Raw genomic sequence first — 23,024 nt, 5'->3', positions numbered from 1 at the left:
CCATTTTGCGCTTCAAATCAGGCCGAAAACGCGTCATGGCCGGTGCATGCGCCTATCGTAACGGGGATTTCGGTTCACGCCAAATGGCGCGGGTATAAGGTTGGTCGTGGCCGGACAGCCAGAGCGCGGCCTGGGTGATCCACATTTCGGCCGGCACCGGCTCCACGCGGGGCGCGATCAGCACGACCGGGATGCACAGCACCACCAGCAGCCGGCTCAGCGCCATATGGTGCTCGGTGCTGGCGTACCAGATAAACACCGCCGCCACGACCAGGCCAAGCAGGCAGCCGGTCACCGACTCGGACACCGAATGGGCGTGCACATAGACGCGGGAAATGGCAATGAGCACGGCCAGCAGCATGCCCAGCAAGGTGGCCAGCACGCGCAACGGCGGCGGCGACGAGCGGAAGGCCAGGAAGAAGGCGACCGGGAACACGGCGGCGGCGCGCATCGCATGGCCGCTGAAGCCGGCGAACTCCACCGATTCCACACCGATGCCCCAGCCGACGAAGGCCATCTTGGTGGCCACGACCAGCGCCATGCCGATGCCGAACAGGATGCACCACGCCGCCGTCAGCCGCCACGACTTGCCCGCCAGCAGCCAGACGGCGATCGCGATTCCTATAGGCCCGGTTACCGCCAGACTCCCCGTTACACTCAAACCGTGCCACCACATCATCTAAAAGCGCCCTGTCGTTATTTTGCACCGCATCATTAAAACACATGCGTCCGCATTCTATCGAAAATTACCGTGCGACAACAGAGGTGGCGAGCAAAACCTGGTCAGCATGGGCGTGGCTTCATTCGCACTCCCGCTCCCGCAGGGCTGCATCGACCAAGGCCTTGGCCTCGCTCAGCGTTGTGCCGGCCTTAAATGGCGACCACCCCGCTGCGGGATAAATGGCTTCGTTTGTAATCTCGAGAAAATACGGCTCGCCGACAAAGGTCTTCTTGTCCGCCGCTTCCCCACGGTCGCCAATCACCATCACGTAGCGATGGCCTTTGACATAGGTGGCATTGGGTATATTGGCGCGTACCATTTCACCTTTATATTCCGCTTCGCCACCTTCGACGATCAGGTCAAAGGTTTGCGCCTCCGGGTCGGGCCGCACCTTCCAGCTGTCCAGCAGTTTGAAACGCAACTTTGTAAAAACGAACATCTCTTCTTTGCCGACGAACGACTTGAAATCCTGGACTTCGGCTACGCCAAATACGGCGTTGGAACAAGCGTAGCGATGCAGCTGTTCCAGCACGACATCCTGCATCAGACCGGATCTCATAGGCGACTCGGAAATGGAGTACCTGCTGCGCGTACGAACTCCGTCGGGGTCCCTATCCTGGATATTGTCCAATTTCAGTTTCTTGGACACAAAGCCGAGGGTGGACGCGGCCCGGTCCCGATCGGTGTCATCAATGGTCAAATCCGGATTGGCTGCGGCAACCGAGGTCGCTGCCACCATCAACAGCACGGGGAATAACGATTTTCTCTGACACATCTTCAATCCATTCTTTGGAAAATCGCGGTTAAGAGAGTGCAAATTTTACAACAAATACATCTTCTTGCGGCAGAGGGGAGCAAAATTGGCGGCGGCCGACGCGTTCCGGTGGGGCATGGCATACTGAGGCCAACCACCATCCCGCGCATGGCGGCATGGCGGCGCTAATGACACTTACCTTGGGAGCTTTGCAATGACTGTATCGACCTGGCTGTTGTTCCTATCGGTTTCCCTGGCGGCGGCGTTCAGCCCGGGACCGGGCGTGCTGATGGCGATCTCGACCGCGACCACCATGGGTGCGCGGCGGGCGCTCTACAGCTCCGCCGGCAATGCGCTGGGCGTGTTCATTGTGGCGACCACGGCGGTGGCTGGGCTGGGCTTGCTGCTGAAAACCTCGGCGCTGGCGTTCGGCGCGCTCAAGTTGGCCGGCGCGGCCTATCTGATTTACCTGGGCATCAAGGCATGGCGCAACGCCAGCCTGGTGACGGCGACGACGGAGATTGTCGCCACGGCGGTCGACCAGCCCAACGCGGCCGAGGCCAGCCGGTTGAGCACCTTCCGCGCCGGCCTGCTGGTGGCGGTGAGCAATCCGAAGGCGATCCTGTTCTTCACCGCGGTGTTCCCGCAGTTTATGCCGCCGGATCACGTGGACCCTGTGCGCTTCCTGCTGCTGACGTCGACCTTCACCAGCTGCACGCTGTTGTCGCACTTCTTCTACGTGGCGTGTGCGTCGTGGCTGAAGCGCAGCGTCAAGCAGAGCATCGCCCGCACCCGCCTGGCCAAGCGCACCACGGGCGTGATCTTCGTCGGCATGGGCGGCGCCCTGCTGACGTTGACGAATTCAAAGTAATACGCGAAAGAACCTAGCCGAAGGCCGAGGCTGGCGGATCGATGGAGGCGTCGTTGTCGGCGTTGCGGGCCAGTGCTTGCGACAGTGCGACGGCGACCACGCCTTCGCTGCGCACCACCTGCACCGTCTGTTCAACGAAGCGCTTGGCCAGCTGCTCGCCGGACATCGAGAACGCTTCCTGCCGCGCCGCCGTCGAGAAGATGTACAAGGTGCGCAAGGGACTGATCCACGCCAGCTTGACCTTGCGGCTGCTGCCATCCTCCTGCTCGAACTCCAGCCACATGCCACGCGTCAGGCTGTCGACCTCGATGGCGGCGTCTTCCTCTTCAGGAGCCGGCGCTTGCTGGGCGCGCGCTTCGGCCTCCGCCTTGGCGGCCGCCTCGGCCTTGGCTTGCAGCTCCAGACGCCGCTCGGCCGCCTGCTGCGCCACCTGCATTGAAATTTCCAGCTGACGTTCCGGCGACATCTCCAGCGGCGCACGCACGATGGAGGCGTGGCATTCGGCCAGCTCGGCAAAGAATTGCAGACGGTCCGCGTCCTGCCACTTGATGATGTCCAGCCATTTGTTCAGCGTAGTCAGCAGCACCGGCAGCTTGGCGATCAGCTGCTTGCGTTCTTCGGGGTTGAGCTTGGGACGCACGCTCCAGATCAGGTCGTCCATGGTCTTGGTGGCGTTGTTGACGGCACCCGGCTTGTCGTCCTCGATGCTGTAGGCGATGGTCAGCACCGACACCCAGCGCTGCTCGAGGAAGGCTTCCACCACGGCGATCACTTCGCCGGTGCCGATGCGCAAGGCCACGGCGTTCCTGGCCAGCTTGCTCGACTCGGCCATCTTCTCCTGCTTCAGCGCGGCGGCGATGGGCTCGGCGATGGCGGTGGCGGCGGCGCGCTCTTCCGCCTGGATCGACGCCTCCAGTTCATTGACCGCTTCGGTGAAGACCGACAACTCATGATCGTAGTCGCGGCCGACGCGGTCGACGCTGCGCTGCATCGCCTGGAACAGCGGATCTTCCGGCCCCTTGCGCTGCTCCCACCCCATGCGCGACAGCAGGTCGATCAGGCGGCGCGCCGGATGGGCTTCCTGGAAGAAGAAATTCTTGTCGACCAGCGCGGCTTTCAGCACCGGGATCTGCAGGAAGCGGATCAGGTCGCGGATTTCCTGCGAGATGTTCTGGTCGCGGAACACGGTGTCGAAGATCGCCGACAACAGGTCGATGGTGCTTTCGTCGGTGCGCGACAGGCTGCCCTGCGGCATGCTGGCTTTGATGTTCGGCAGGTAGAAGACGTTGCCGCCGCCCGCCGCGGCCGGAGCGGCGTCGGACGCGGCCTGGCCGGACGGCGCCGGTCCCGCCGCGATGCCGGCCACCGCGCCCAGGGTACCGATGGATTCGTAAGGCACCGCCTTTTGCAGCTGCGCCAGGTACGCCAGCAGCGGCTGCTTGGCGCCGATCTGCGACAGGCGTTGCGCGTCTTCGTTGCTGAGGGTTCCAGGCAGCACGCCTTGTGCGGGACCTTGCACCCAGACGCCGCCGACCGGGGTGAATCCGCCTGCGGCAACGACCGGCGCACCAGCCGCGCCGGCGACAAAGCCGGGCGCCATCAACACCCCGCCCGGCACGCCTTGCGCAACCGCCGTGACGCCATGCGCCGCGCCCTGCGCCGCGCCGTCGGCATTCGGCACCCACGCGGCGCCCGAATTCAACGCCGACATCGGCAAGTCGGGAATGCTCAGGTCGACGCCATGCAGCAATCCATCGGCGATGTTGTCGACGATCTCACCCGCAGCCGAACCCGCCACATCGCTGGACGCGAAGAACTGCCGCAGCTGCTGCGCCAGCGCCGCCTGGTTGCCGCGCACACGCGACGGCGCCGCTGCCTTGGGCTGGTCCGCCTTGCGGCCTTTGAAACCGTCCACCGAACCCGGCAACACACCCTTGCTCTGCAAGGCCAGGTTCAAGGCGTCCAGCATCGGCCCCAGTTCGATGAACATGCCCGGCTTGATCAGCGGCTGCAACAGCGGCGCGGCGTCGGCCTCGGTGTCGAATTCGGTCCAGGCCTGCTGCAGGGCGACCAGAAATACTTCGGGCCGGAACGGATTCTGGCTGACCCGCAAAATATCGCGATCCAGCAGAAACGCCAGGCGCACGTTGAGCGTTTGCAGCTGGTCGGAATACAGGCTCTCGAACGGCTTGCTGACGCCGCCGAGCGCGACCTTGTTATCCATCTCCTCGAACGGCACCAGCGACAGCGGCTGCTCGGCCGCGCGCACCTTGCCCTTGACCGCCGGCGACAGCTCGGCGATCTCGCGCCGCAAGGCCTTCTCCAGCGTGGCGGAAGCCAGGTGCAGGAAGGCGAAATTGCGGTTGCGTAGCTGGTTGCCGGCGCGGATGCGCTGCTGCATGGTGCGCGGGTCGCCGCCGGTGGCGTCGATCAGCGCGCCCGCCAGGCGGGTGGCCAGGTCCAGGTACTGGTCGCTGGCATGCCGGGTGGCGATGCCGATCAGCTCTTCCAACAAGGCATGCCGCGGCGAGACCGTCTTTTTCGGCGCTGCGGGCGTTGTGGAAGTTGCAACCATGAGGTGACCTGCTTTGAAGGGGAGTCCGTTTACGCCATTCTTGCACATTATTTCTGCATGGCAATACCCGAAAGGAAAGACTATGCAATATTTCGCGTATTTTTCTGTTTTGCCACAACTTTTACGGCCCAAAACCGGCGCTGACGGGGTACAAAAGACAAGATTGAAGTTCCTCCAACGGGGGACAGCAAGGCATGCTCCTACACCCCACCAAGAGAAATTCTGATACCGAGGCCCGGATCGAGCCCGCATCATTGCACTACCAAAAACGCGCCGGAATGCAAGCGCCGGCGCGGTTCTGGCGAGCACGTTCTTTCATTTTCACAAAGGAATCGACATGAACTCGAATCAAAAAGGTGGTAGTAGCAAGCAGGGCTCAACCTCAGGCGGCAGCAAGCAGTCTGGCGAACAGGGGTCGTCCGGCGGGTCGCGCGGCAGCAGCGGCGGCACCCAGGGCGGCACCCATGAGCAGCACGTGGAAGCTGGCCGTCAGAGCCACAAAAACGACGGCAACAAGCAGTCAGGAAGTAAAGACCGCTAAGTAGGCCAGCGCGGTCATTGCGGCGCCGTCACAGGACGCCGCAACCGCCAGCCGCAACCATCAAATATTGGCCACCCGCTGGCCGCGCGGCGGCACGAAATCCTTCACGGCGTTGACCATTCCCACTTTCAGACCCTCGGCCGCCGTCAGGTGCAGGTCCGAGTACTCGTGCGTGCGCCAGTGGTCGTCCGTGAACTGCACGTGGTCGCGCAGGATCTGTTCGGTGCGGGCGTCGTCGGCCTGCAAGCCTTCGACGATGATGCGCAGCGCGTCCGGCCGGGCGCCGTGCGGCGCGCTGGCGTGCGACTTGTGCACCATGAAGCGCGCCGTGTCGCTGGCATAGCGCTCGCCGCCGGCCAGGAACAGGATCACCGCGATCGAGGCCACCGCGCCGGCGTTGTAGGTGACGATCTTGATCGGCAGCTTGCTCAGGTAGTTGTACAGGCAAATGCCGTCGCTGACGTAGCCGCCGTTGGACTGGATCAGGATGTGGGCGGTGGTGATGCGGTCCTCTGTCATGTCGGCCACGGCGTCAAAGACGCGGCGGACCATGTCGCTGTTGACATCGCCGGACAGGGTGAACCACGCGTGGCCCTCGTAATTGGTGGAATCTTGGCTCATGGCTGGGCTCTGTAATAAGTGTGATTTATTCTAGCAAATAGTTGTTTTTAGTGCCCTATTATTGCATTTCATTCGTGCGCCGCCCGGCCCGCCTGATTGGGCTGTAGATTGACAACAAGGTACTTCTGACATATATTCCCGAGTCTTGATCGGGAGAGGGCAAACCAGCTTTGCCGCCGAAGGGGCACTACCCAAAAACTCTCAGGCAAAAGGACCGATCAAGGGACCAGCGCGGCCGCCGTATGATTACGGCGGGATGCCAACTGGACCAACTCTGGAGAGCGGCCGCGGCGCAAGCCGGCGGCCCACCGAAGGGGCGCACGGGAATCAGGAGCCAGCCTCCCCCGTAATCTCTCAGGTACCAAGGACAGAGGGGTCTGCGATCATTGTGGAATCAGCTTTTTTATTGGCGTTTCCTTGTATGTTCTGTTAACCCCTATTCGATTTGGACCGAGGAATTATGACGCTCAAAGCCACCCCACTCAACAATGCCCACCGCGCCGCCGGCGCCAAGATGGTCGACTTCGGCGGCTGGGACATGCCGGTCAACTACGGCTCCCAGATCGAAGAGCACAACGCCGTGCGCACCGACGTCGGCATGTTCGACGTGGCCCACATGTGCGTGGTCGACATCAAGGGCGACGATGTGCGCGGCTTCCTGCGCGGCCTGCTGGCCAACAACGTCGACAAGCTGCAGGTGTCCGGCAAGGCGCTGTACTCGTGCATGCTGAACCCGCAGGGCTTCGTCATCGACGACCTGATCGTCTACTTCATCAACGAGAACTGGTTCCGCCTGGTGGTCAACGCCGGCACCGCCGAAAAAGACGTGGCCTGGATGCAGCAGCTCAACGCCGCCACCAAGGCCGGCCTGACCATCACCCAGCGCCGCGACGGCGCCAACGCCATGGCGCTGATCGCCGTGCAGGGCCCGAACGCCCGCGCCAAGGTGTGGGAAGTCATCCCGGAATCGAAGCAAGGCACGGCCGACATGAAGCCGTTCAACGTCGCCTTCGCCCAGAGCGCCACCTTCGGCGAGGCGATGATCGCCCGCACCGGCTACACCGGCGAGGACGGCTTTGAAATCGGCGTCGCCGCCGAGCAGGCCGAGAAGCTGTGGAACGCGCTGGCCGCGGCGGGCGTCAAGCCGGCCGGCCTGGGCGCGCGCGACACGCTGCGTCTGGAAGCCGGCATGAACCTGTACGGCCAGGACATGGACGAAACCGTCAACCCGCTGGACGCCGGCCTGGCCTGGACCATCGACATGATCTCCCTGCGCGACTTCGTCGGCAAGGCCGCGCTGCAGGCGATGGGCCAGAAGGCCCAGTTCGTCGGCCTGATCCTGCGCGAAAAAGGCGGCGTGCTGCGCGCCCACCAGAAGGTGGTCGTGGCCGGCACCGACGCCGTCGGCGAGATCACCAGCGGCACCTTCAGCCCGACCATGCAGCAGGCGATCGCGCTGGCGCGCGTGCCCAACGGCGTGGCCGTCGGCGACACCGTGCACGTTGAGATCCGCGACAAGAAACTGGCCGCGTCGGTGGTCAAGCTGCCGTTCGTGCGCAACGGTAAAATCCTGGCTGTTTAATTGTTTATATTATTTATATCCGCACCACCCTACCACCCTTCTGGAGCCTTACATGAACATTCCTGCCGACCTGAAGTACACCGAATCCCACGAATGGGTGCGCGCCGAAGCTGACGGCACCGTCACCGTCGGCATCACCGCGTTCGCGCAGGATGCGCTGGGCGACATCGTCTTCGTCGAACTGCCGAAAGTGGGCGCGACCTACGGCGCCGGCGACGACGCCGCCGTGGTGGAATCGGTCAAAGCGGCCAGCGACATCTACGCGCCGGTCGCCGGCGAAGTCATCGCCGTCAACGACGACGTGGTCAACGCGCCTGAATCGATCAACGCCGACGCCTACAGCGCCTGGCTGTTCAAGATCAAGCCGGCCGACGCCGCCGCGATCAACGGCCTGCTGGACGCCGCCGCCTACGGCAAGACCACCGAAGCGTAATTCGCCGCCGTCATTCCCGCGCAGGCGGGAATCCATGCTGAGCTGACTCCGGCCACTCAGCATGGGTCCCCGCTTTCGCGGGGACGACGTATTGCACCATTCCTCACACTGCCCTCGCCCATATCATGACCCGCACCAGCCTGACCCAACTCGAAGCCCGCGACGCCTTCATCGCCCGCCACATCGGCCCTGACGCCGCAGAACAGGAAGCCATGCTGTCGGTACTCGGCTACGCCTCGCGCGCATCCCTGATCGACGCCCTGGTCCCATCCAACATCCGCAACAAGGGCGCACTGCCGCTGGGCGCGTACGCGCAGCCGATGCCGGAACAGGAAGCGCTGTCCAAGCTGAAGAAGATCGCCTCGAAGAACAAGGTGCTCAAGTCGCTGATCGGCCAGGGCTACTACAACACCGTCACGCCTGGCGTGGTGCTGCGTAACATCTTCGAAAACCCGGCCTGGTACACCGCCTACACCCCGTACCAGCCGGAGATCTCGCAAGGCCGCCTGGAAGCGATCCTGAACTTCCAGCAGACCATCACCGACCTGACCGGCATGGGCATCGCCAACGCGTCGATGCTGGACGAAGGCACGGCCGCCGCCGAAGCGATGACGCTGATCCAGCGCGTGGGCAAATCGAAATCGACCGTGTTCTACGTCGCCGACGACGTGCTGCCGCAGACCCGCGAAGTGGTCGAGACCCGCGCCAAGCCGCTGGGCATCGAAGTGAAGACCTTCCACCCGGCCGAACTGGCCGCCGTGGGCGAGTGCTTCGGCGTGCTGCTGCAATACCCGGGCGTGAACGGCGTGGTGCGCGATTACAAGGCCGGCGTGGAAGCCGTCAAGGCCAAGGGCGCGATGGTGGTGGTCGCCGCCGACCTGCTGGCGCTGACCATGCTGACGCCTCCGGGCGAATGGGGCGCGGACGTGGTGGTCGGTAACAGCCAGCGCTTCGGCGTACCGCTGGGCTTTGGCGGCCCGCACGCAGGCTACCTGTCGACCCGCGACGAATTCAAGCGCAGCATGTCCGGCCGCCTGGTCGGCGTCACCATCGACGCCCAGGGCAACAAGGCTTACCGCCTGGCGCTGCAAACCCGCGAGCAGCACATCCGCCGCGAAAAAGCCACCTCCAACATCTGCACCGCGCAGGTGCTGCTGGCGGTGATGGCATCGATGTACGCCGTCTACCACGGCCCGAAAGGCCTGCTGCAGATCGCCCAGCGCGTACACCGCTACACCGGCGTGCTGGCCGCCAACCTGAAGACGCTGGGCTACACCGTCACCAACGACACCTTCTTCGACACGCTGACCGTCGCCGTCAAGAGCGCCGAGCAGCTGCACGCATCGGCCCACTCGCACGGCGTCAACCTGCGCATGATCGACGCCACCCACGTCGGCGTATCGCTGGACGAAACCACCAGCCGCGAAGACATCGCGCTGCTGTGGACCGTGTTCGCGCACCCGGTCGGCGGCCCGGCACACGGCCCGGACTTCGACGGCGTGGAAGCTGCCGTCGCGCAGGCCTTCCCGGCCTCGCTGTCGCGCACCAGCGACTACCTGAGCCACCCGGTCTTCAACCGCTACCACTCCGAAACCGAAATGCTGCGCTACCTGCGCAGCCTGGCGGACAAGGACCTGGCGCTGGACCGCACCATGATCCCGCTGGGTTCGTGCACCATGAAGCTGAACGCGACGTCCGAGATGATCCCGGTCACCTGGCCCGAGTTCTCGAACATCCACCCGTTCGCGCCGGACGCGCAGACCGTCGGCTACCGCGAAATGATCTCGCAGCTGGAAGAGATGCTGTGCGCGCTGACCGGCTACGCCGCCGTCTCGCTGCAGCCTAACGCCGGTTCGCAGGGCGAGTACGCCGGTCTGCTGGTGATCCAGGCTTACCACCAGTCGCGCGGCGAAGGCCATCGCAACATCTGCCTGATTCCATCGTCGGCACACGGCACCAACCCGGCATCGGCCAACATGGTCGGCATGCAAGTGGTGGTCACCGCCTGCGACGCCAGCGGCAACGTCGACCTGGCCGACCTGAAGGCCAAGGCTGAACTGCACTCGAAGAACCTGGCCTGCGTGATGGTGACCTACCCATCGACCCACGGCGTGTTCGAAGAAGGCATCCAGGAACTGTGCGAGATCGTCCACGGCCACGGCGGCCAGGTCTACATCGACGGCGCCAACATGAACGCGCTGGTCGGCGTGGCGGCTCCGGGTTCGTTCGGCGGCGACGTCTCGCACCTGAACCTGCACAAGACCTTCTGCATTCCCCACGGCGGTGGCGGCCCGGGCGTCGGCCCGATCGGCGTCGGCGCGCACCTGGCCAAGTTCCTGCCCAACCAGCGTTCGAACGGCTACATCCGCGACAACGCCGGCATCGGTTCGGTCAGCGCCGCGCCGTTCGGCTCTGCCAGCATCCTGCCGATTTCGTGGATGTACATCGCCATGATGGGCGCGGAAGGCCTGACCGCCGCGACCGAAACCGCGATCCTGAACGCCAACTACATCGCGCGCCGCCTGTCGCCGCACTTCCCTGTGCTGTACTCGGGCCACGACGGTCTGGTGGCGCACGAGTGCATCATCGACCTGCGTCCGCTGCAGGATGCCACCGGCATCAGCAACGAAGACGTGGCCAAGCGTTTGATGGACTTCGGCTTCCACGCGCCGACCATGAGCTTCCCGGTACCGGGCACGCTGATGATCGAGCCGACCGAGAGCGAATCGAAGGTCGAGATGGACCGCTTCATCGATGCGATGATCGCCATCCGCGGCGAGATCGCCAAGGTCGAAAGCGGCGAGTTCGACAAGCTGGACAACCCGCTCAAGTTCGCGCCGCACACCGCCGAGGTGCTGACCGCCGACAAGTGGGAGCGCAAGTACAGCCGCGAAGTGGCGGCCTACCCTGTGCCGTCGCTGCGCAAGCAGAAGTACTGGCCGCCGGTCGGCCGCGCCGACAATGTCTACGGCGACCGTAACCTGTTCTGCGGCTGCGCGCCGATGAGCGACTACGAGTAAGTGACGGGTAAGTGACGGGATGCGCGGTTCGCCGCGCAAACCGCTCACAAGGAAGGCACGTGGCACTCCAGCATCTTGAAGCCGGAGCACGTGTCCAGCCTGACCTGCTCGATGGCGGCCGGCACCAGCACGCAGTCCCCCATCCTGACATCCAGCCGATGGGGGCCGGCCACCAGCGTGTACGCACCCTGCACGCAGACCTGGATCACGAAGGAGTCGAACGGGTAATCGCGCACGACAGGCCGGACACATTCCAGGACATGGGTGGTGAAGTAGGCGCACTCCACCACCTTGACCGCCTGCCCGGGCTTGCCGGCATAGACCGCCCTGGCGCGCGGGCAGGCCCCGAAGTCCAGCGCGGCCAGCGCCTGTCCGGCATGCAGCGCGCGCCGCGCGCCGTTGCTGTCCATCCGGTCGAAATCGTGGATACGGTAGGTCACGTCGGACGCCTGCTGGATCTCGGCGACCAGCAGCCCCTTGCCAAGCGCATGCACCCTGCCCGCGGGCAGGAAGAACACATCGCCGGCCATCGCCGGCTCCCGGTTCAGGATCTCATCCAGCCTGCCGCTGCGGAGCTTTTCCAGGTACAGCTCCGGGCTGACCGGCCGGTTGAAGCCGGCCACCACGCTGGCGCCCGGGTCGGCCTGCACCACATGCCACATCTCGGTCTTGCCTGAGGCGTTGTGGCGCCGCCGGGCCAGCGCGTCGTCCGGATGGGCCTGGATCGACAGGTCGTCGCCAGCGTCGATGAACTTGACCAGCAGCGGAAACACATTGCCGTGGCGCCGGTACACCGCCCGGCCGACCAGCGCGCCCTGGTGGCGCGCCAGCAGCGCCGCCAGCGTCTGTCCCGCCTCCGGCCCGTTGGCCACCACCGACATGGCCGATTCCAGCCCCGAGATTTCCCAGGCTTCGCCGCAGTTGGGCAGCGCCCCGAAGTCCTTGCCCAGATGGCTGAGCATCTTGCGGCCGCCCCACAGCTTTTCCTTGAAGATGGTCTTGAATCTCAACGGATACAGGCTGCTCATGCATCCTGCCTTGCCAGGCGCAGGCCTTGCGCCAGCCGCTGCGGCGGCCGGCGCTGCGCCGCCCCCTCCTCCAGCGCGAAGCGCGACACCGCCAGCGCCAGCTGCGCCGATTGGTCGCGCAAGCTTTCCGCCGCCGCCGCGGCCTGCTCGACCAGCGCGGCGTTCTGGTGGGTGATGGTGTCCATGTGGTCGATCGCCTGGCTGATCTGGCCGATGCTGTCGCTCTGCGCCAGGCTGGCGGCCGAGATCCGCTGGACCAGCGCGGCCACCTGCCGCACCGAATCGACGATCTGTCCCATGGCGCCGGCCGCCTCGTCGACCAGCCGGTGGCCCTCGCCGACCTGCTCCGCCGAGACCCCGATCAGCGTCTTGATCTCGCGCGCCGCGCCGGCCGAGCGCTGCGCCAGCGCCCGCACCTCGGCCGCCACCACCGCGAAGCCGCGCCCCGAGTCGCCGGCGCGCGCCGCCTCCACCGCCGCGTTCAGCGCCAGGATGTTGGTCTGGAAGGCGATGCCGTCGATCACCGAGATGATGTCGGCCACCCGGTCCGAGCTGGCCTTGATCGCGCCCATCGTGTCCGACACCCGCGCCGCCACCGCGCTGCCGCGCGCGGCGCAGTCCAGTGCCGCGCCGCCGGCGCTGCTGGCCTGGTGCGCGTGCTCGGCGTTCGCGCGCACCGTGGCGGCCAGCAGCTTGATCGAGGCGGCCGTCTGCTGCAGCGCACTGGCCTGGCGCTCGGTGCGCGCCGACAGGTCGGCGTTGCCGGCCGCCATCTCGCGCGAGGTCGCCAGCACCATCGCGCTGCCCTGGTTAATTTGCGCCATCGCCTCGGACAGCCGGTCCTGCATCAGCTGGAGCGCCCGCAGCAACTGGCCGGCCTCGCCGGCCGCCGCGGTGTCGATCGTGCCCCGCAGGTCGCCGCCGGCGATGCGCTCGGCCAGCCTGGCCGCGCGCCGCAGCGGGCCGCTGATCGAGCGCGTGATGTGGACCGCGCCGGCCGTGCCGAACAACAGCGTCAGCAAACCCGCCAGCAGCATGCCGGCCAGCGCCGCCCGGTAGTGCGCGCGCGAATCGTCGCGGGTGCGCGCCATGGCGGCGCGCTCGGCGTCGGCCAGCGCGCGCAGCTGGCCCATCCAGCGCGCGTGCCGCGGCGCGACGTCGGACTTGAGCAGCGCCGCGGCGTCGAAGTAATTGCCGGCGGCGACGGCGGCCTGCACCTGCGCGATCGCCGGCATCAGCGCCTGCTTGCCCTTGCGCACCGCGGCCAGCGCGGCCGGATCGACCGGCTCGGGCGGCAGCGCGCGGTCGGCGGCGGCGTACGCGGCCAGCGCCTCGGCCAGCCGGGCGCCAGCCTCGGCGCCCTCCCTGGCGTCGGTCGGCGCCGCCAGCTGGCGCAGCGTCAGCGCGATGGCGGCGCCGCTGTCGCGCATTTCCAGCGCGCTGTTCAGACTGGTCAGGCGCTCACCGACAATGCGCTCGGTGTCGCCCTGCAGCGCGCCCATGCGCCACAGTCCTATCCCCAGCAAGCCGGCGGCACAGAGCAGCACCAGGCCAAAACCCAGCGTCAGCCGGGCACCGATATTCAGACCTGCGATCCTTGGCATGGCGTTCTCCTTGCGGCAACGGTAAGCGGCGGCGGGCTAGCTGGCCAGGACCGACACGCCCTGCCGGTGCAGGCCCAGGCTGACCGTCTCGCTGGGATGGCGCTGCCGTTCGACCTGCGGGCAAACCACGAACAGCTCGCCGATCTCGCTGCTCAGCGTGTACTCGTAGAAGCCGCCCAGGTAGGTCGACTTGAGCACCCTGGCGGGCAGGCCGAACTGGCCGGGGTCGCCCACGCGCCAGGCTTCCGGCCGCACCGCCACCTGCGCCTTGCCGACCGGCAGCGGACGCGGCTGCGGCCACTCCAGCGGCCCCAGCCGCACCATGCCGGCGCCGGTCACCTGCGCCGGCAGCAGCAGCGCCTCGCCCATGAAGCCGGCCACGAACTCGCTGTTGGGCCGCTCGTACAGGTCGGCCGGGGAGCCGGCCTGCGCGATCCTGCCGTCGCGCATCACGATGATCTGGTCCGACACCGCCAGCGCCTCGCTCTGGTCGTGGGTGACGTAGGCCACCGTCAGCTGCAGGCGCTGCTGCAGCGCGCGGATCTCGTCGCGCATCTGGCGCCGCAGGCGCGCGTCCAGGTTCGACAGCGGTTCGTCGAACAGCAGCACCGCCGGCTCCAGCACCAGCGCGCGCGCCAGCGCCACCCGCTGCTGCTGGCCGCCGGACAGCTCGCCCGGCCAGCGCTGGTTGTAGCCGCTCAGGCCCACCGTCGCCAGCGCCGCTTCGACCCGCTGCTTGGTGGCGGCCGGCCCCACTCCGGCCACCGACAGGCCGTAGGCCACATTGTTGAAGATGTTCATGTGCGGGAACAGCGCGTAGCTCTGGAACACCAGGCTGACGTGGCGCTCGGCCGCCGACAGCGTGGTGACGTCGGCGCCGTCGATCCAGATCTGGCCGCCGCTCGGGCTTTCCAGCCCGGCGATCATGCGCAGCGTGGTGGTCTTGCCGCAGCCCGAAGGCCCCAGCAGCGTGGTCAGGGTGCCGCGCGGCACCGTGAAATTAACCCCCTTGACCGCCAGCGGCCCGTCCTTGACGTAGGCCTTGGTGATGTCCTTGAATTCGATACCTGGTTTCATGCTTGTCTCCTAGTTCTGGGGGGCCAGCGCGGGCGGGGCCTGCGTGGCGGTGGTGGTCGAGTCCTGCCGGCTGCGGCGGCCCAGCTTGCGCTCGCCCACCAGCCATTGGATCAATCCGGTTGCGGCCAGCATCAGCACCGTCAGCACCGTGCAATAGGCCAGCGCCACGCCGTACTCGCCGTTGCCGACCCGGCCGATGATGAAGGTGGTGGCCAGTTCGTTCTCGGCGCTGACCAGGAAGATCACCGACGACACCGTGGTCATGGCCCGCACGAAGGAATACACCAGCGACGCCACCAGCGCCGGGCGCAGCAGCGGCAGCACGGCGCGCCGCAGCGTGGTCAGGGTCGAGGCGCCCAGCATGGTCGAGGCCTCGTCCAGGCTCTTGTCGATCTGCTTGAACGCCGCGGTGCCGGCGCGGATGCTGACCGGCAGGTTGCGGAACACAAAGCACAGCATGATGATCAGGCCGGTGCCGGTCAGCTCGAACGGCGGCACGTTGAAGGCCATCACATAGGCCACCCCCAGCACCGTGCCGGGCACCGCGAAGGCCAGCAGCGCGCCGAACTCGAAGGCTTGCTGGCCGCGGAACTTGACGCGCGCCAGCAGGTAGGCGATCAGCAGCCCCAGCAGCGCGGTCAGCGGCGCGGCGCCGCCGGCCAGGCGCAGCGTGGTCCACAGCGAGTGCCAGCCGGCGCCGGCCCAGACGATGCCGTCCTGCCACTCCAGCCCGAAGCCGGTCTGGAAGTGCTGCAAGGTCAGGCTGAAATCGCGGCCCCACAGCTTGACGAAGCCGCCGGCGAAGGCGAACAGGTAGATCACGCCGGTGAAGGCCAGCCACGGCAGCGCCAGCCCCATGGCGACGCGCCGCACCGGCAGCGGCAGCGCCGGCGGCAGGCCGTTGTCGCCCTTGCCGGACATGCTGGTGTAACTGCCCTTGCCCAGCGCGAAACGCTGCAGCGCGAACACCGCCAGCGCGAAGGCGCTCAGGATCAGCGCCAGCGCCGCGGCCCGGCCCGGGTCGAGCTGGGCGCCGACGATGGCGAAGAAGATCTCGGTCGACAGCACCGCGAACTGCCCGCCCACCACGATGGGATTGCCGAAGTCGCCCATCGATTCGATGAAGCCGACCAGGAAGGCGTTGGCCAGGCCCGGCGCCAGCAGCGGCAGCGTGACGGTCAGGAACACCCGCATCGGCCGCGCGCGCAGGGTCTGGGCCGCCTCCTCCAGCGTCGGCGCCACCGCCTGCGTCACGCCGCGCATCATCAGGTAGGCGATCGGCGTGAAGGCGATCATCTGCGCCAGCCACACTCCCTTGGCGCTGTAGAACCAGCGCGACGCCTCCCAGCCGAACCACTGCTCCAGCGCCTGGTTGACCAGGCCGGCGCGGCCGAACAGCAGGATCAGGCCCAGCCCGACCACGAACGGCGGCGTCACGATCGGCAGCACCGACAGCACCCGCACCAGCGGCTTGGCGCCGGTCAGGGCGCGTTCGGTCAGCAGCGCCAGCAAGGTGCCCAGCACGGTGGTCCCGGTGGCGGTCGCCAGCGCCAGACCCAGCGTGTTCCAGGCCACGCCGCAGGACGCCTTGCCGTTCAGGCAGCCCAGGTTCCAGATCCGCGCGCTCAGCAGCCGGGCCCAGGCGTCGGCCGCGCTGAGCCGGCCATCGTCGTCGAGGAAGGCGCCGCCCAGCGATTTGAGCACCGGCATGGCGATGAACAGGATCAGCAGGGCCGAGCACAGCACCACCGCGCCGGCGATGAATTCATTGCCCTGGAAATAGCCGCGGCGGGCGAGGCCGACCGCCACCAGCATCAGCAGGGACAGCAGAACGATGGCCGCGCCCCAGCCCATGCCGGGCTGGCCGGCCGGCAGCGCCCAGGCGCCGCCCTGCAGGCCGGCCCAGGCCCAGCCCTGCGCGCCGATGGCGAAACCGGCGCCCAGCTGGCCGGCCGCGCCGAGGCCGCCGCTCCAGGCCAGCAGCAGGCCTTGGCGCCGGCGCTCCTTGCAGCGCAGCGCCAGCAGCGCCAGCAGCGGCGCCGCCAGCGGCAGCCACAGCCATGGCCGCTGGCGGGCCGCCGCCTGCACCCAGCCGTTGGCCGCGTCCACGTCGGTGAACACGACCAGGTAGTCGTGCAGCCAGCTGAAATTGTCCTCCACGCCATACCATGGCAGGAGCAGCGAAGCGATCAGGGCGAGCACGGCCCAGCCTGACGCGGCGCCGCCATACAGTGTCTTGTTTTTCATGCGAGTTTCCAGTGCGCAGGCCGCAGGCCTGGGTCATTGCCTATAGCCGCGGCCCGGGCGGGCCGCGTCATCCGGGGACGGTCAGTTGGCGCTGCCGTTGACTTCTTTTTCCCAGCGCTCAAGCAGGCGCTTGCGCTCGGCGGCCTTGCCGTACTTCTCGAAGTCGTAGTTGATCATCTTGATGCGCTTGACATCGGGCACGCGCGGATCGACCTTGGCATCCTTGTTCGACGGCAGCTGGAACTGCTTGGCGGCAGCGCCCAGCTGTTGCGCCGGCGCGGTCAGCGCCCAGTCGTAGAATTTCTTGGCGTTGGTCAGGTTGCGCGCGCCCTTGATGATGGACATCGAGCCGATCTCGTAGCCTGTACCTTCGCACGGCGTGACGGCCTTGACCGGGAAACCCTGGATCACCTCGCCCGGGACGTCGTGGATGAAGCTGATCGAGATGGTGTTCTCGCCGTGCGACACATTCTTCAACGGCCCGGTGCCCGAGCGCGGATACTGGCTGATGTTCTTGTGCAGCGCCTTCAGGTATTCAAAGGCCTTCTCCTCGCCGGTGATCTGGACCAGGGTGGCGATCGCCAGGTAGGCTGTGCCGGACGAGTTCGGATTGGCCATCTGGATCTCGCCCTTGTACTGGGGCTGGATCAGGTCCATCCAGCACAGCGGCGGCGCCAGTTTTTTCTTGGCCATCAGCTCGGTGTTGTAGGCAAAGCCCAGCGGCCCCGAATACAGGCCCACCGTCTTGTACCTGGCCTGGCGCGCCTGGTTCACGGCCCAGTCGCGCAACAGATTGATGTTGGGCGACTGGTAGGCCAGCGTCAGGTCCTTTTCGGCCGCCTGCAGGTGCGGGTCGCCGGTGCCGCCGAACCAGACGTCGGTCTTCGGGTTGGCGCTTTCAGCCGCGATCTGGGCCAGCGCCTCGCCGGCGCCCTTTTGCACCATGTTCACCTTGATCCCGGTGGCACGGGAAAAAGTGGTCTGGACCAGGCTGCACCATTCGGCCTGCACCCCGCAGATGACGTTGAGCGAGCCCTCGTCGGCCTGCGCGGCGCCGGCGCCCAGCGCCAGCAATGGCGCCGCCAGGACGCTGCATGTGATTCGTTTCATCATGATGTTCTTTCCGTTTGAGTTGAGCACATTCGCCGCCACGGATCAGAACGCGTAACGCAGGCCGGCGCCCAGCGCGCGCGAGGAGGCGCCGGTGGCCGGGCCGATGCCGCCGCTGTCGAAGTCGTACTTGCCGCGCGCCGCGTTCTTGACCACGGTGGCGAAGGTTTCAAACAGCATTTGCTTGTCCATCACGTACTGGTAGGCGATCACGCCGTTGCGCGCGCTGGTGTCGTCGCCGTTGCAGGCGCTGTGGTCGGCGAAGGCGCAGGCAACGTTGCTGCCCAGGCCGATGCCGCCGTACACCACGTGCTGGCCGAAGCTGTGCTTGGCGCTGAACACGCGGCCGGTCTTGCTCAGGCGGCTCTTGGCGGAACCGGTGGCGCTGGCGTCGGTCAGTTCCATGCGGTCGTAGCCGAAGGCCAGGATGGTGCCGGTTGGCAGCGTGTAGCGGGCGCCGAAACGGAAATCCTTGTCGCGCGTGTGGTGGTCGGTGGACGCGTTCAGGGTGCCCTTGTCGTTGCGCTGCTCCAGCGAGGCGCGCAGGTCGACCGGACCGGTCACGTATTGCAGGCCCAGGCTGTAGCTCTTGTCGTCGAGCTGGGTGCTGCCGGCGGTGCCGGTGGCGCTCTTGCCCTCGTTGCCGCTGAAGTAGACGCGCGCCGACAGGCCGTGGAAGCTGGCCGACTCGAACCCCAGCGTGTTGTCGAAACGGACGTTGAACTGCGGGCCGGTGACCGACTGGCCGCTGGCGCCCGACAGCATGCCCTGCACGTCCTGCAGGCCGGCGCCCATCGGCGAGAAGTCGGCGGTGCCGCTGTTCCAGCGCGCCGCCGCCGTCATGCGGCCCAGCTTGACGGTGCCGGCGTTGGCGAAGTTGATGCCGACAAAGGTGTCCTTGGCGCTGCCGAACATGCCGCCGGTGGTGTTGGCGTTGCCGGAGTCGACCGAGATGCCGGTGGTGAACTGCACCACGCCGGTCATGCCGTCGCGCAGCGGCAACGCGGCCTTGAAGCCCAGCTCCGAGCTGACGTTGCTGACGCGATAGCGGGCCGGCTTGTCGTGGGCCGGGTCGGCGGCGCCGGTGGCGTCGACCGACTCGAACTGGGCGTCGGCCACGCCGTAGACGGTGGTCTGCAGCCCGGCGGGAAGCTGGGCTTGGGCCGAGCCCATGAAGGCGAGGGTTACGGCTGCGGCGGTGCCCGCCATCGTCAGATGCTTTTTCATATAATCTCCTGTACGGAGCGCTGCATGCGCTCTCTGCTACGTTTAAATGTGCCGGGCCTGGTGGCGCGGCCTGCACCGAACCGGCGCCGCTGCCGGCTGAGGTTCGATGAGAACGGAGTCTAGAGCAGCGTTTTGAAAATTGCGAATCTGCAAGTCCCCAAAACACCCCGAATCTTGCGGCCAGCTTTCAGCTTCCTTTCAGTTGGCTTTCAATTCCGGCCTGTGGCGGCCACGCCGCGCCGGCGCAGGTGTACCTTGTCTGCAGGCCACATAGTGCTGGCGCGTAAGAACATTCGACGGTATAACAACGGTATTGCAAGGTATTACACTGTCGCAACGCCCCCTTTTCAACGATTCCACCCGCCGCCCCCATGAAGATATTGCTTGTTGAAGACGACGCCGACATGTCCCGCGCGCTCACGCGCTCGCTCGAGAAACGCGGCTTTCAGGTCACCCCCTGCGGCGACGGCACCCAGGCGCTCAGGCTGATCCGCGACGAGGTGGCCGAGCTGGTCATCCTGGACCTCAACATTCCCGGCCTGGACGGCCTGCACATCCTGCAGCGCAGCCGGGCGCAGGGTATCTCCACCCCGGTCATCGTGCTGACCGCGCGCGGCGCGGTGGGCGACCGGGTGGCCGGCCTGAACGCCGGCGCCGACGACTACCTGGCCAAGCCCTTCGACCTGGAGGAGCTGGAGGCGCGCATCCACGCGCTGCTGCGGCGCAAGGGCGGCGCCGCCGAGGAGGTCCAGCAGAAATGCGGCCAGCTGCGCTACGAGCGCAGTTCCGGCGCCTTCTACCATGGCGAGCAGGCGCTGGAATTCACCCCGCGCGAGCAGGCCCTGCTCAAGGCGCTGATGACACGCCCCGGCCACGCGGTCAACCGCGAGCGGCTGCTGCAGGTGGTGTTTCCGGACGACGCCAATGTCCAGGTCGAGGCGATCGAGGTGGTGATCCATCGCCTGCGCAAGAAGCTGGTGGTGACCCAGACCGAGATCATGACCCTGCGCGGCCTGGGCTACCTGCTGCGGCCGCAGGCGGCGCGCGCCGCATGACGCCGGAGCAGCCGGCGCGGCCGGGGCGCTCGCTGCGCCGCTACCTGCTGGCCGGCATCATCTCGCCGCTGGCGCTGTTCATCGCCATCGGCGCCGTCTACCTGTACCACAGCGCGCTCGGCTCGGCCAACACCGCCTACGACCGCATGCTGGTGACCACCGCGTACTCGATCGGCGACCAGATCGTGGTCGACAACGGCCGGCTGCGCACCGGCGTCTCGTTCGCCACGCTGGAAGTGTACGAGGCCGGATTTTCCACCCGCATGCTGTACCGCATCAGCAACCGCCGTGGCGACTACATCGCCGGCGACCAGGACTTGGGGCCCTACCGCGGCGCCGGCGGAAAGTGGCCGGCGGTGCCGGCGCTGCTGAAGGTCTACGAGGATACCTACGGCAGCGCCGAGGTGCGGGTGGCCGCCGTGGCGCAGCCGGCCAAGTCGCGCCTGCCGCAGGACGACGTGGTGATCCAGGTGGCCGAACCGCTGGCGTTCCGGCAGGAGGTGGTGCACGGCATCCTGTGGGGCACGGTGGCGCGCCAGTCCCTGCTGCTGGCCATCGTGACGGCCGTGACGATGGTGGTGGTCGGCCGCGCGCTGCGCCCGCTCGACAGCCTGCGCGCGCAGCTCGACGCGCGCCAGGAGGACGACCTCTCGCCGCTCAGCACGCCGCTGGCGGCGCGCGAGCTGCAGCCGGTGGTCGGTGCGCTGAACCAGCTGATGGGACGGCTGCACCGCATGGTCGACCTGCAGCAGCGCTTCGTCGCCAACGCCTCGCACCAGCTGCGCACGCCGCTGGCCGTGCTCAAGATGCAATTGCAATCGGGCTTGCGCGGCGACGTCGCGCCCGAAGTGGCGCTGCGGGAAATGAGCGCCACCGTCGACCGCGCCACCAAGCTGGCCAACCAGCTGCTGTCGCTGGCGCGCGTCGAACAGATGCGTGGCAAGGCCACGCGCGAACGCTGCGACCTGGCCGCGATCGCGCAGGACGTGGCGATCGACCTGTCGCCGCTGATCTCCGACAAGAACCTGGACTTCGAGCTGGACGCGCACAGCGCCTGGGTCGAAGGCCGCGACTGGATGGCCAGCGAGATGGTGTCGAACCTGCTGCACAACGCGATCCGCCATACGCCGGCCGAATCGCGCCTGGGGATACGCGTCGCGCCACTGGGCGACGGCGTCGAGTTGTGCGTGTGGGATTCCGGCCCCGGCATCGCCGAGCACAGCGAACTGCGGGTGTTCGAGCCGTTTGCCGCCAGCCACAGTTCGCAAGGCGGCGGCCTGGGCCTGACCATCTGCGCCGAGATCGCCGACTCGATGGGCGCCACGCTGACGTTGTGCAACCGCGGCGAAGACGGCCGGGTGAGCGGACTGGACGCCCGGGTGCGCTTCGCCAGCAGCGCCGCCGTCGCGCCGGATGCCGGGCCATTGCCTGCTTCAGAATAAAACCCCGACATATGTACTTGACGCGCGTGCACATGTCAGATATTCTTTACACATGAAATCGAAAACACCAACTCCTGGCGGAGACCAACTGTTAAGCATGCTTGCGGCGCTGTCCAACCCGCACCGCCTGCGCATCATTGCGATGCTGCAGTCCGGCGGACGCAATTATGTCAGCCAGCTGGCGCGCGAGCTGGGCATCAGCCGGCCCTTGCTGCACCTGCATTTGCAGAAGCTGGAAGATGCCGGCCTGCTCTCCAGCCAGATGGAGTTGTCGGCCGAAGGCAAGGCCCTGAACTATTTTGACGTCACCAACTTCGACCTGGAACTGACTCCGGCCATGATCGCCGAAGCGGTCAAGTCGCTGTCCAACAACCCTGAATAATAGAGGCAATTATGGCTGAACATGTATATCTTTTGACGATCTGCCTGCCCCTGCTGGCGATCGTTATCATCGCGGCGATGCGGCATTTTTCGGCGATCCAGCAGGCCAGGCTGCGCTTTTCGCATGAAGAGGCGTATCGCGTGATCGCCGAGAAGGCCGTCGCGGCCCACACCGAGGCCGCTGCCTCGCTGGCGTCCATGGACGCCACCCTGTCCGAGCTGAAATCGCGCATCGCGGCGATCGAGAAGGTTTTGAAGGAAGTCGAGTAATCCCCCACGACCACGACCAGGGGCCGCAAAATGAACGAAGTTTCATTAGTACGTCTGTATATGCTGAGAGCTGTGTATCTGATTATCGCCGCCGGACTGGGGCTGATGATCTGGCCTGGCGTGATCCATCATGACCAACCATGGGCTCTGATGCATGGCGTGGTCAACTGCATGCTGGCGGCGTTCGGTTTGCTGTGTGCCCTCGGCGTACGCTATCCGCTGCAGATGCTGCCGGTGCTGCTGTGGGAGCTGACGTGGAAAATCATCTGGACGCTGGTGGTTGTCCTGCCGGCGTGGCGTTCGGGCACGATGGACGCCGATACCATGGAAATCTTCGCGCAGTGCCTGGTGGTGGTGATCATCCCGATCGCCATGCCCTGGGGTTACGTCGTCAGGAAGTACCTGCAACAATCCGGCGACCGCTGGTCCCGCGCCAATCCGGGCAGCCGCCAGGGCGCATAAACG

Annotated in this window: 20 protein-coding genes and 2 riboswitches; of the genes, 10 read left to right on the top strand and 10 right to left on the bottom strand. The window is 66.5% G+C overall.

Annotated features, from left to right (window positions below; all coding sequences use genetic code 11):
• Nucleotides 1–52: 52 nt before the first annotated feature.
• Together ACEN9O_RS21500 and ACEN9O_RS21495 are read right to left on the bottom strand one after the other, a co-directional pair.
• Complete coding sequence (locus ACEN9O_RS21500; RefSeq protein ID WP_495613844.1) at nucleotides 53–679, bottom strand: phosphatase PAP2 family protein; 627 nt, start codon at nucleotides 677–679, stop codon at nucleotides 53–55.
• Between the two features lie 121 nt (nucleotides 680–800).
• On the bottom strand, nucleotides 801–1,469 hold the full coding sequence (locus tag ACEN9O_RS21495) for a hypothetical protein (protein ID WP_495613843.1): 669 nt from the start codon (nucleotides 1,467–1,469) through the stop codon (nucleotides 801–803).
• 220 nt (nucleotides 1,470–1,689) lie between these two features.
• On the opposite strand from ACEN9O_RS21495, the gene ACEN9O_RS21490 reads away from it, so the two are divergent.
• Nucleotides 1,690–2,346 (top strand): LysE family translocator, encoded by a 657-nt coding sequence (locus tag ACEN9O_RS21490; protein ID WP_495613842.1) that lies wholly within the window; start codon nucleotides 1,690–1,692, stop codon nucleotides 2,344–2,346.
• Nucleotides 2,347–2,359: 13 nt separating this feature from the next.
• Here the strand turns inward: ACEN9O_RS21490 and ACEN9O_RS21485 are convergent, their stop codons facing one another.
• A complete protein-coding gene (locus ACEN9O_RS21485) occupies nucleotides 2,360–4,921 on the bottom strand; it encodes a DUF1631 family protein (protein ID WP_495613841.1) in 2,562 nt (853 codons plus the stop codon).
• A gap of 337 nt (nucleotides 4,922–5,258) precedes the next feature.
• Between ACEN9O_RS21485 and ACEN9O_RS21480 the strand changes: the two genes are divergently transcribed.
• On the top strand, nucleotides 5,259–5,462 hold the full coding sequence (locus ACEN9O_RS21480; protein WP_495613840.1) for a hypothetical protein: 204 nt from the start codon (nucleotides 5,259–5,261) through the stop codon (nucleotides 5,460–5,462).
• A gap of 60 nt (nucleotides 5,463–5,522) precedes the next feature.
• On the opposite strand, the gene ACEN9O_RS21475 is transcribed toward ACEN9O_RS21480, so the two are convergent.
• Complete coding sequence (locus ACEN9O_RS21475; protein ID WP_495613839.1) at nucleotides 5,523–6,083, bottom strand: ATP-dependent Clp protease proteolytic subunit; 561 nt, start codon at nucleotides 6,081–6,083, stop codon at nucleotides 5,523–5,525.
• A gap of 140 nt (nucleotides 6,084–6,223) precedes the next feature.
• A riboswitch (glycine riboswitch) is annotated at nucleotides 6,224–6,310 on the top strand.
• A gap of 37 nt (nucleotides 6,311–6,347) precedes the next feature.
• Nucleotides 6,348–6,464: riboswitch (glycine riboswitch) on the top strand.
• 79 nt (nucleotides 6,465–6,543) lie between these two features.
• Here ACEN9O_RS21475 and gcvT point away from each other — a divergent pair.
• From gcvT to gcvP, 3 genes are all read left to right on the top strand, one after another.
• Nucleotides 6,544–7,665, top strand: coding sequence for a glycine cleavage system aminomethyltransferase GcvT (gcvT, locus tag ACEN9O_RS21470; protein WP_495613838.1), 1,122 nt, complete (start codon nucleotides 6,544–6,546; stop codon nucleotides 7,663–7,665).
• 52 nt (nucleotides 7,666–7,717) lie between these two features.
• Nucleotides 7,718–8,098 carry a glycine cleavage system protein GcvH gene (gcvH, locus tag ACEN9O_RS21465; protein WP_495613837.1) on the top strand — a complete coding sequence of 127 codons (381 nt, stop codon included), beginning with the start codon at nucleotides 7,718–7,720 and terminating at the stop codon, nucleotides 8,096–8,098.
• A 125-nt stretch (nucleotides 8,099–8,223) separates the two neighbouring features.
• On the top strand, nucleotides 8,224–11,118 hold the full coding sequence (gene gcvP, locus ACEN9O_RS21460) for an aminomethyl-transferring glycine dehydrogenase (protein ID WP_495613836.1): 2,895 nt from the start codon (nucleotides 8,224–8,226) through the stop codon (nucleotides 11,116–11,118).
• A gap of 44 nt (nucleotides 11,119–11,162) precedes the next feature.
• On the opposite strand, the gene ACEN9O_RS21455 is transcribed toward gcvP, so the two are convergent.
• The 6 genes from ACEN9O_RS21455 to ACEN9O_RS21430 form a co-directional block, all read right to left on the bottom strand.
• Nucleotides 11,163–12,146 carry a type I phosphomannose isomerase catalytic subunit gene (locus ACEN9O_RS21455; protein WP_495613835.1) on the bottom strand — a complete coding sequence of 328 codons (984 nt, stop codon included), beginning with the start codon at nucleotides 12,144–12,146 and terminating at the stop codon, nucleotides 11,163–11,165.
• Nucleotides 12,143–13,750: a methyl-accepting chemotaxis protein gene (locus ACEN9O_RS21450; RefSeq protein ID WP_495613834.1), complete on the bottom strand. Its 1,608-nt coding sequence runs from the start codon at nucleotides 13,748–13,750 to the stop codon at nucleotides 12,143–12,145. Before ACEN9O_RS21450 ends, ACEN9O_RS21455 begins: the two co-directional genes overlap by 4 nt.
• Nucleotides 13,751–13,786: 36 nt before the next feature.
• Nucleotides 13,787–14,827, bottom strand: a complete 1,041-nt coding sequence (locus ACEN9O_RS21445) for an ABC transporter ATP-binding protein (protein ID WP_495613833.1) — start codon at nucleotides 14,825–14,827, stop codon at nucleotides 13,787–13,789.
• Between the two features lie 9 nt (nucleotides 14,828–14,836).
• A complete protein-coding gene (locus ACEN9O_RS21440) occupies nucleotides 14,837–17,074 on the bottom strand; it encodes an ABC transporter permease (RefSeq protein ID WP_495613832.1) in 2,238 nt (745 codons plus the stop codon).
• Nucleotides 17,075–17,155: 81 nt separating this feature from the next.
• Entirely contained in the window at nucleotides 17,156–18,187 is a 1,032-nt protein-coding gene (locus ACEN9O_RS21435) for an ABC transporter substrate-binding protein (protein WP_495613831.1), read from the bottom strand.
• 42 nt (nucleotides 18,188–18,229) lie between these two features.
• On the bottom strand, nucleotides 18,230–19,411 hold the full coding sequence (locus ACEN9O_RS21430) for a porin (protein ID WP_495613830.1): 1,182 nt from the start codon (nucleotides 19,409–19,411) through the stop codon (nucleotides 18,230–18,232).
• 371 nt (nucleotides 19,412–19,782) lie between these two features.
• On the opposite strand from ACEN9O_RS21430, the gene ACEN9O_RS21425 reads away from it, so the two are divergent.
• From ACEN9O_RS21425 to ACEN9O_RS21405, 5 genes are all read left to right on the top strand, one after another.
• Nucleotides 19,783–20,466, top strand: a complete 684-nt coding sequence (locus ACEN9O_RS21425) for a response regulator (protein WP_495613829.1) — start codon at nucleotides 19,783–19,785, stop codon at nucleotides 20,464–20,466.
• The gene (locus ACEN9O_RS21420) at nucleotides 20,463–21,908 is read left to right on the top strand and encodes a sensor histidine kinase N-terminal domain-containing protein (RefSeq protein WP_495613828.1); all 1,446 of its coding nucleotides are present in this window, start codon (nucleotides 20,463–20,465) and stop codon (nucleotides 21,906–21,908) included. The genes ACEN9O_RS21425 and ACEN9O_RS21420 overlap by 4 nt, the downstream gene beginning before the upstream one ends.
• A gap of 97 nt (nucleotides 21,909–22,005) precedes the next feature.
• Entirely contained in the window at nucleotides 22,006–22,290 is a 285-nt protein-coding gene (locus ACEN9O_RS21415; protein ID WP_495613827.1) for an ArsR/SmtB family transcription factor, read from the top strand.
• Nucleotides 22,291–22,301: 11 nt separating this feature from the next.
• A complete protein-coding gene (locus tag ACEN9O_RS21410; RefSeq protein ID WP_495613826.1) occupies nucleotides 22,302–22,559 on the top strand; it encodes a hypothetical protein in 258 nt (85 codons plus the stop codon).
• 72 nt (nucleotides 22,560–22,631) lie between these two features.
• Nucleotides 22,632–23,021 carry a hypothetical protein gene (locus tag ACEN9O_RS21405; protein WP_495613825.1) on the top strand — a complete coding sequence of 130 codons (390 nt, stop codon included), beginning with the start codon at nucleotides 22,632–22,634 and terminating at the stop codon, nucleotides 23,019–23,021.
• Nucleotides 23,022–23,024: the final 3 nt, after the last annotated feature.

Source organism: Duganella sp. Dugasp78 (assembly GCF_059491455.1).
This window is presented reverse-complemented; position numbering and strand designations above follow the sequence as displayed.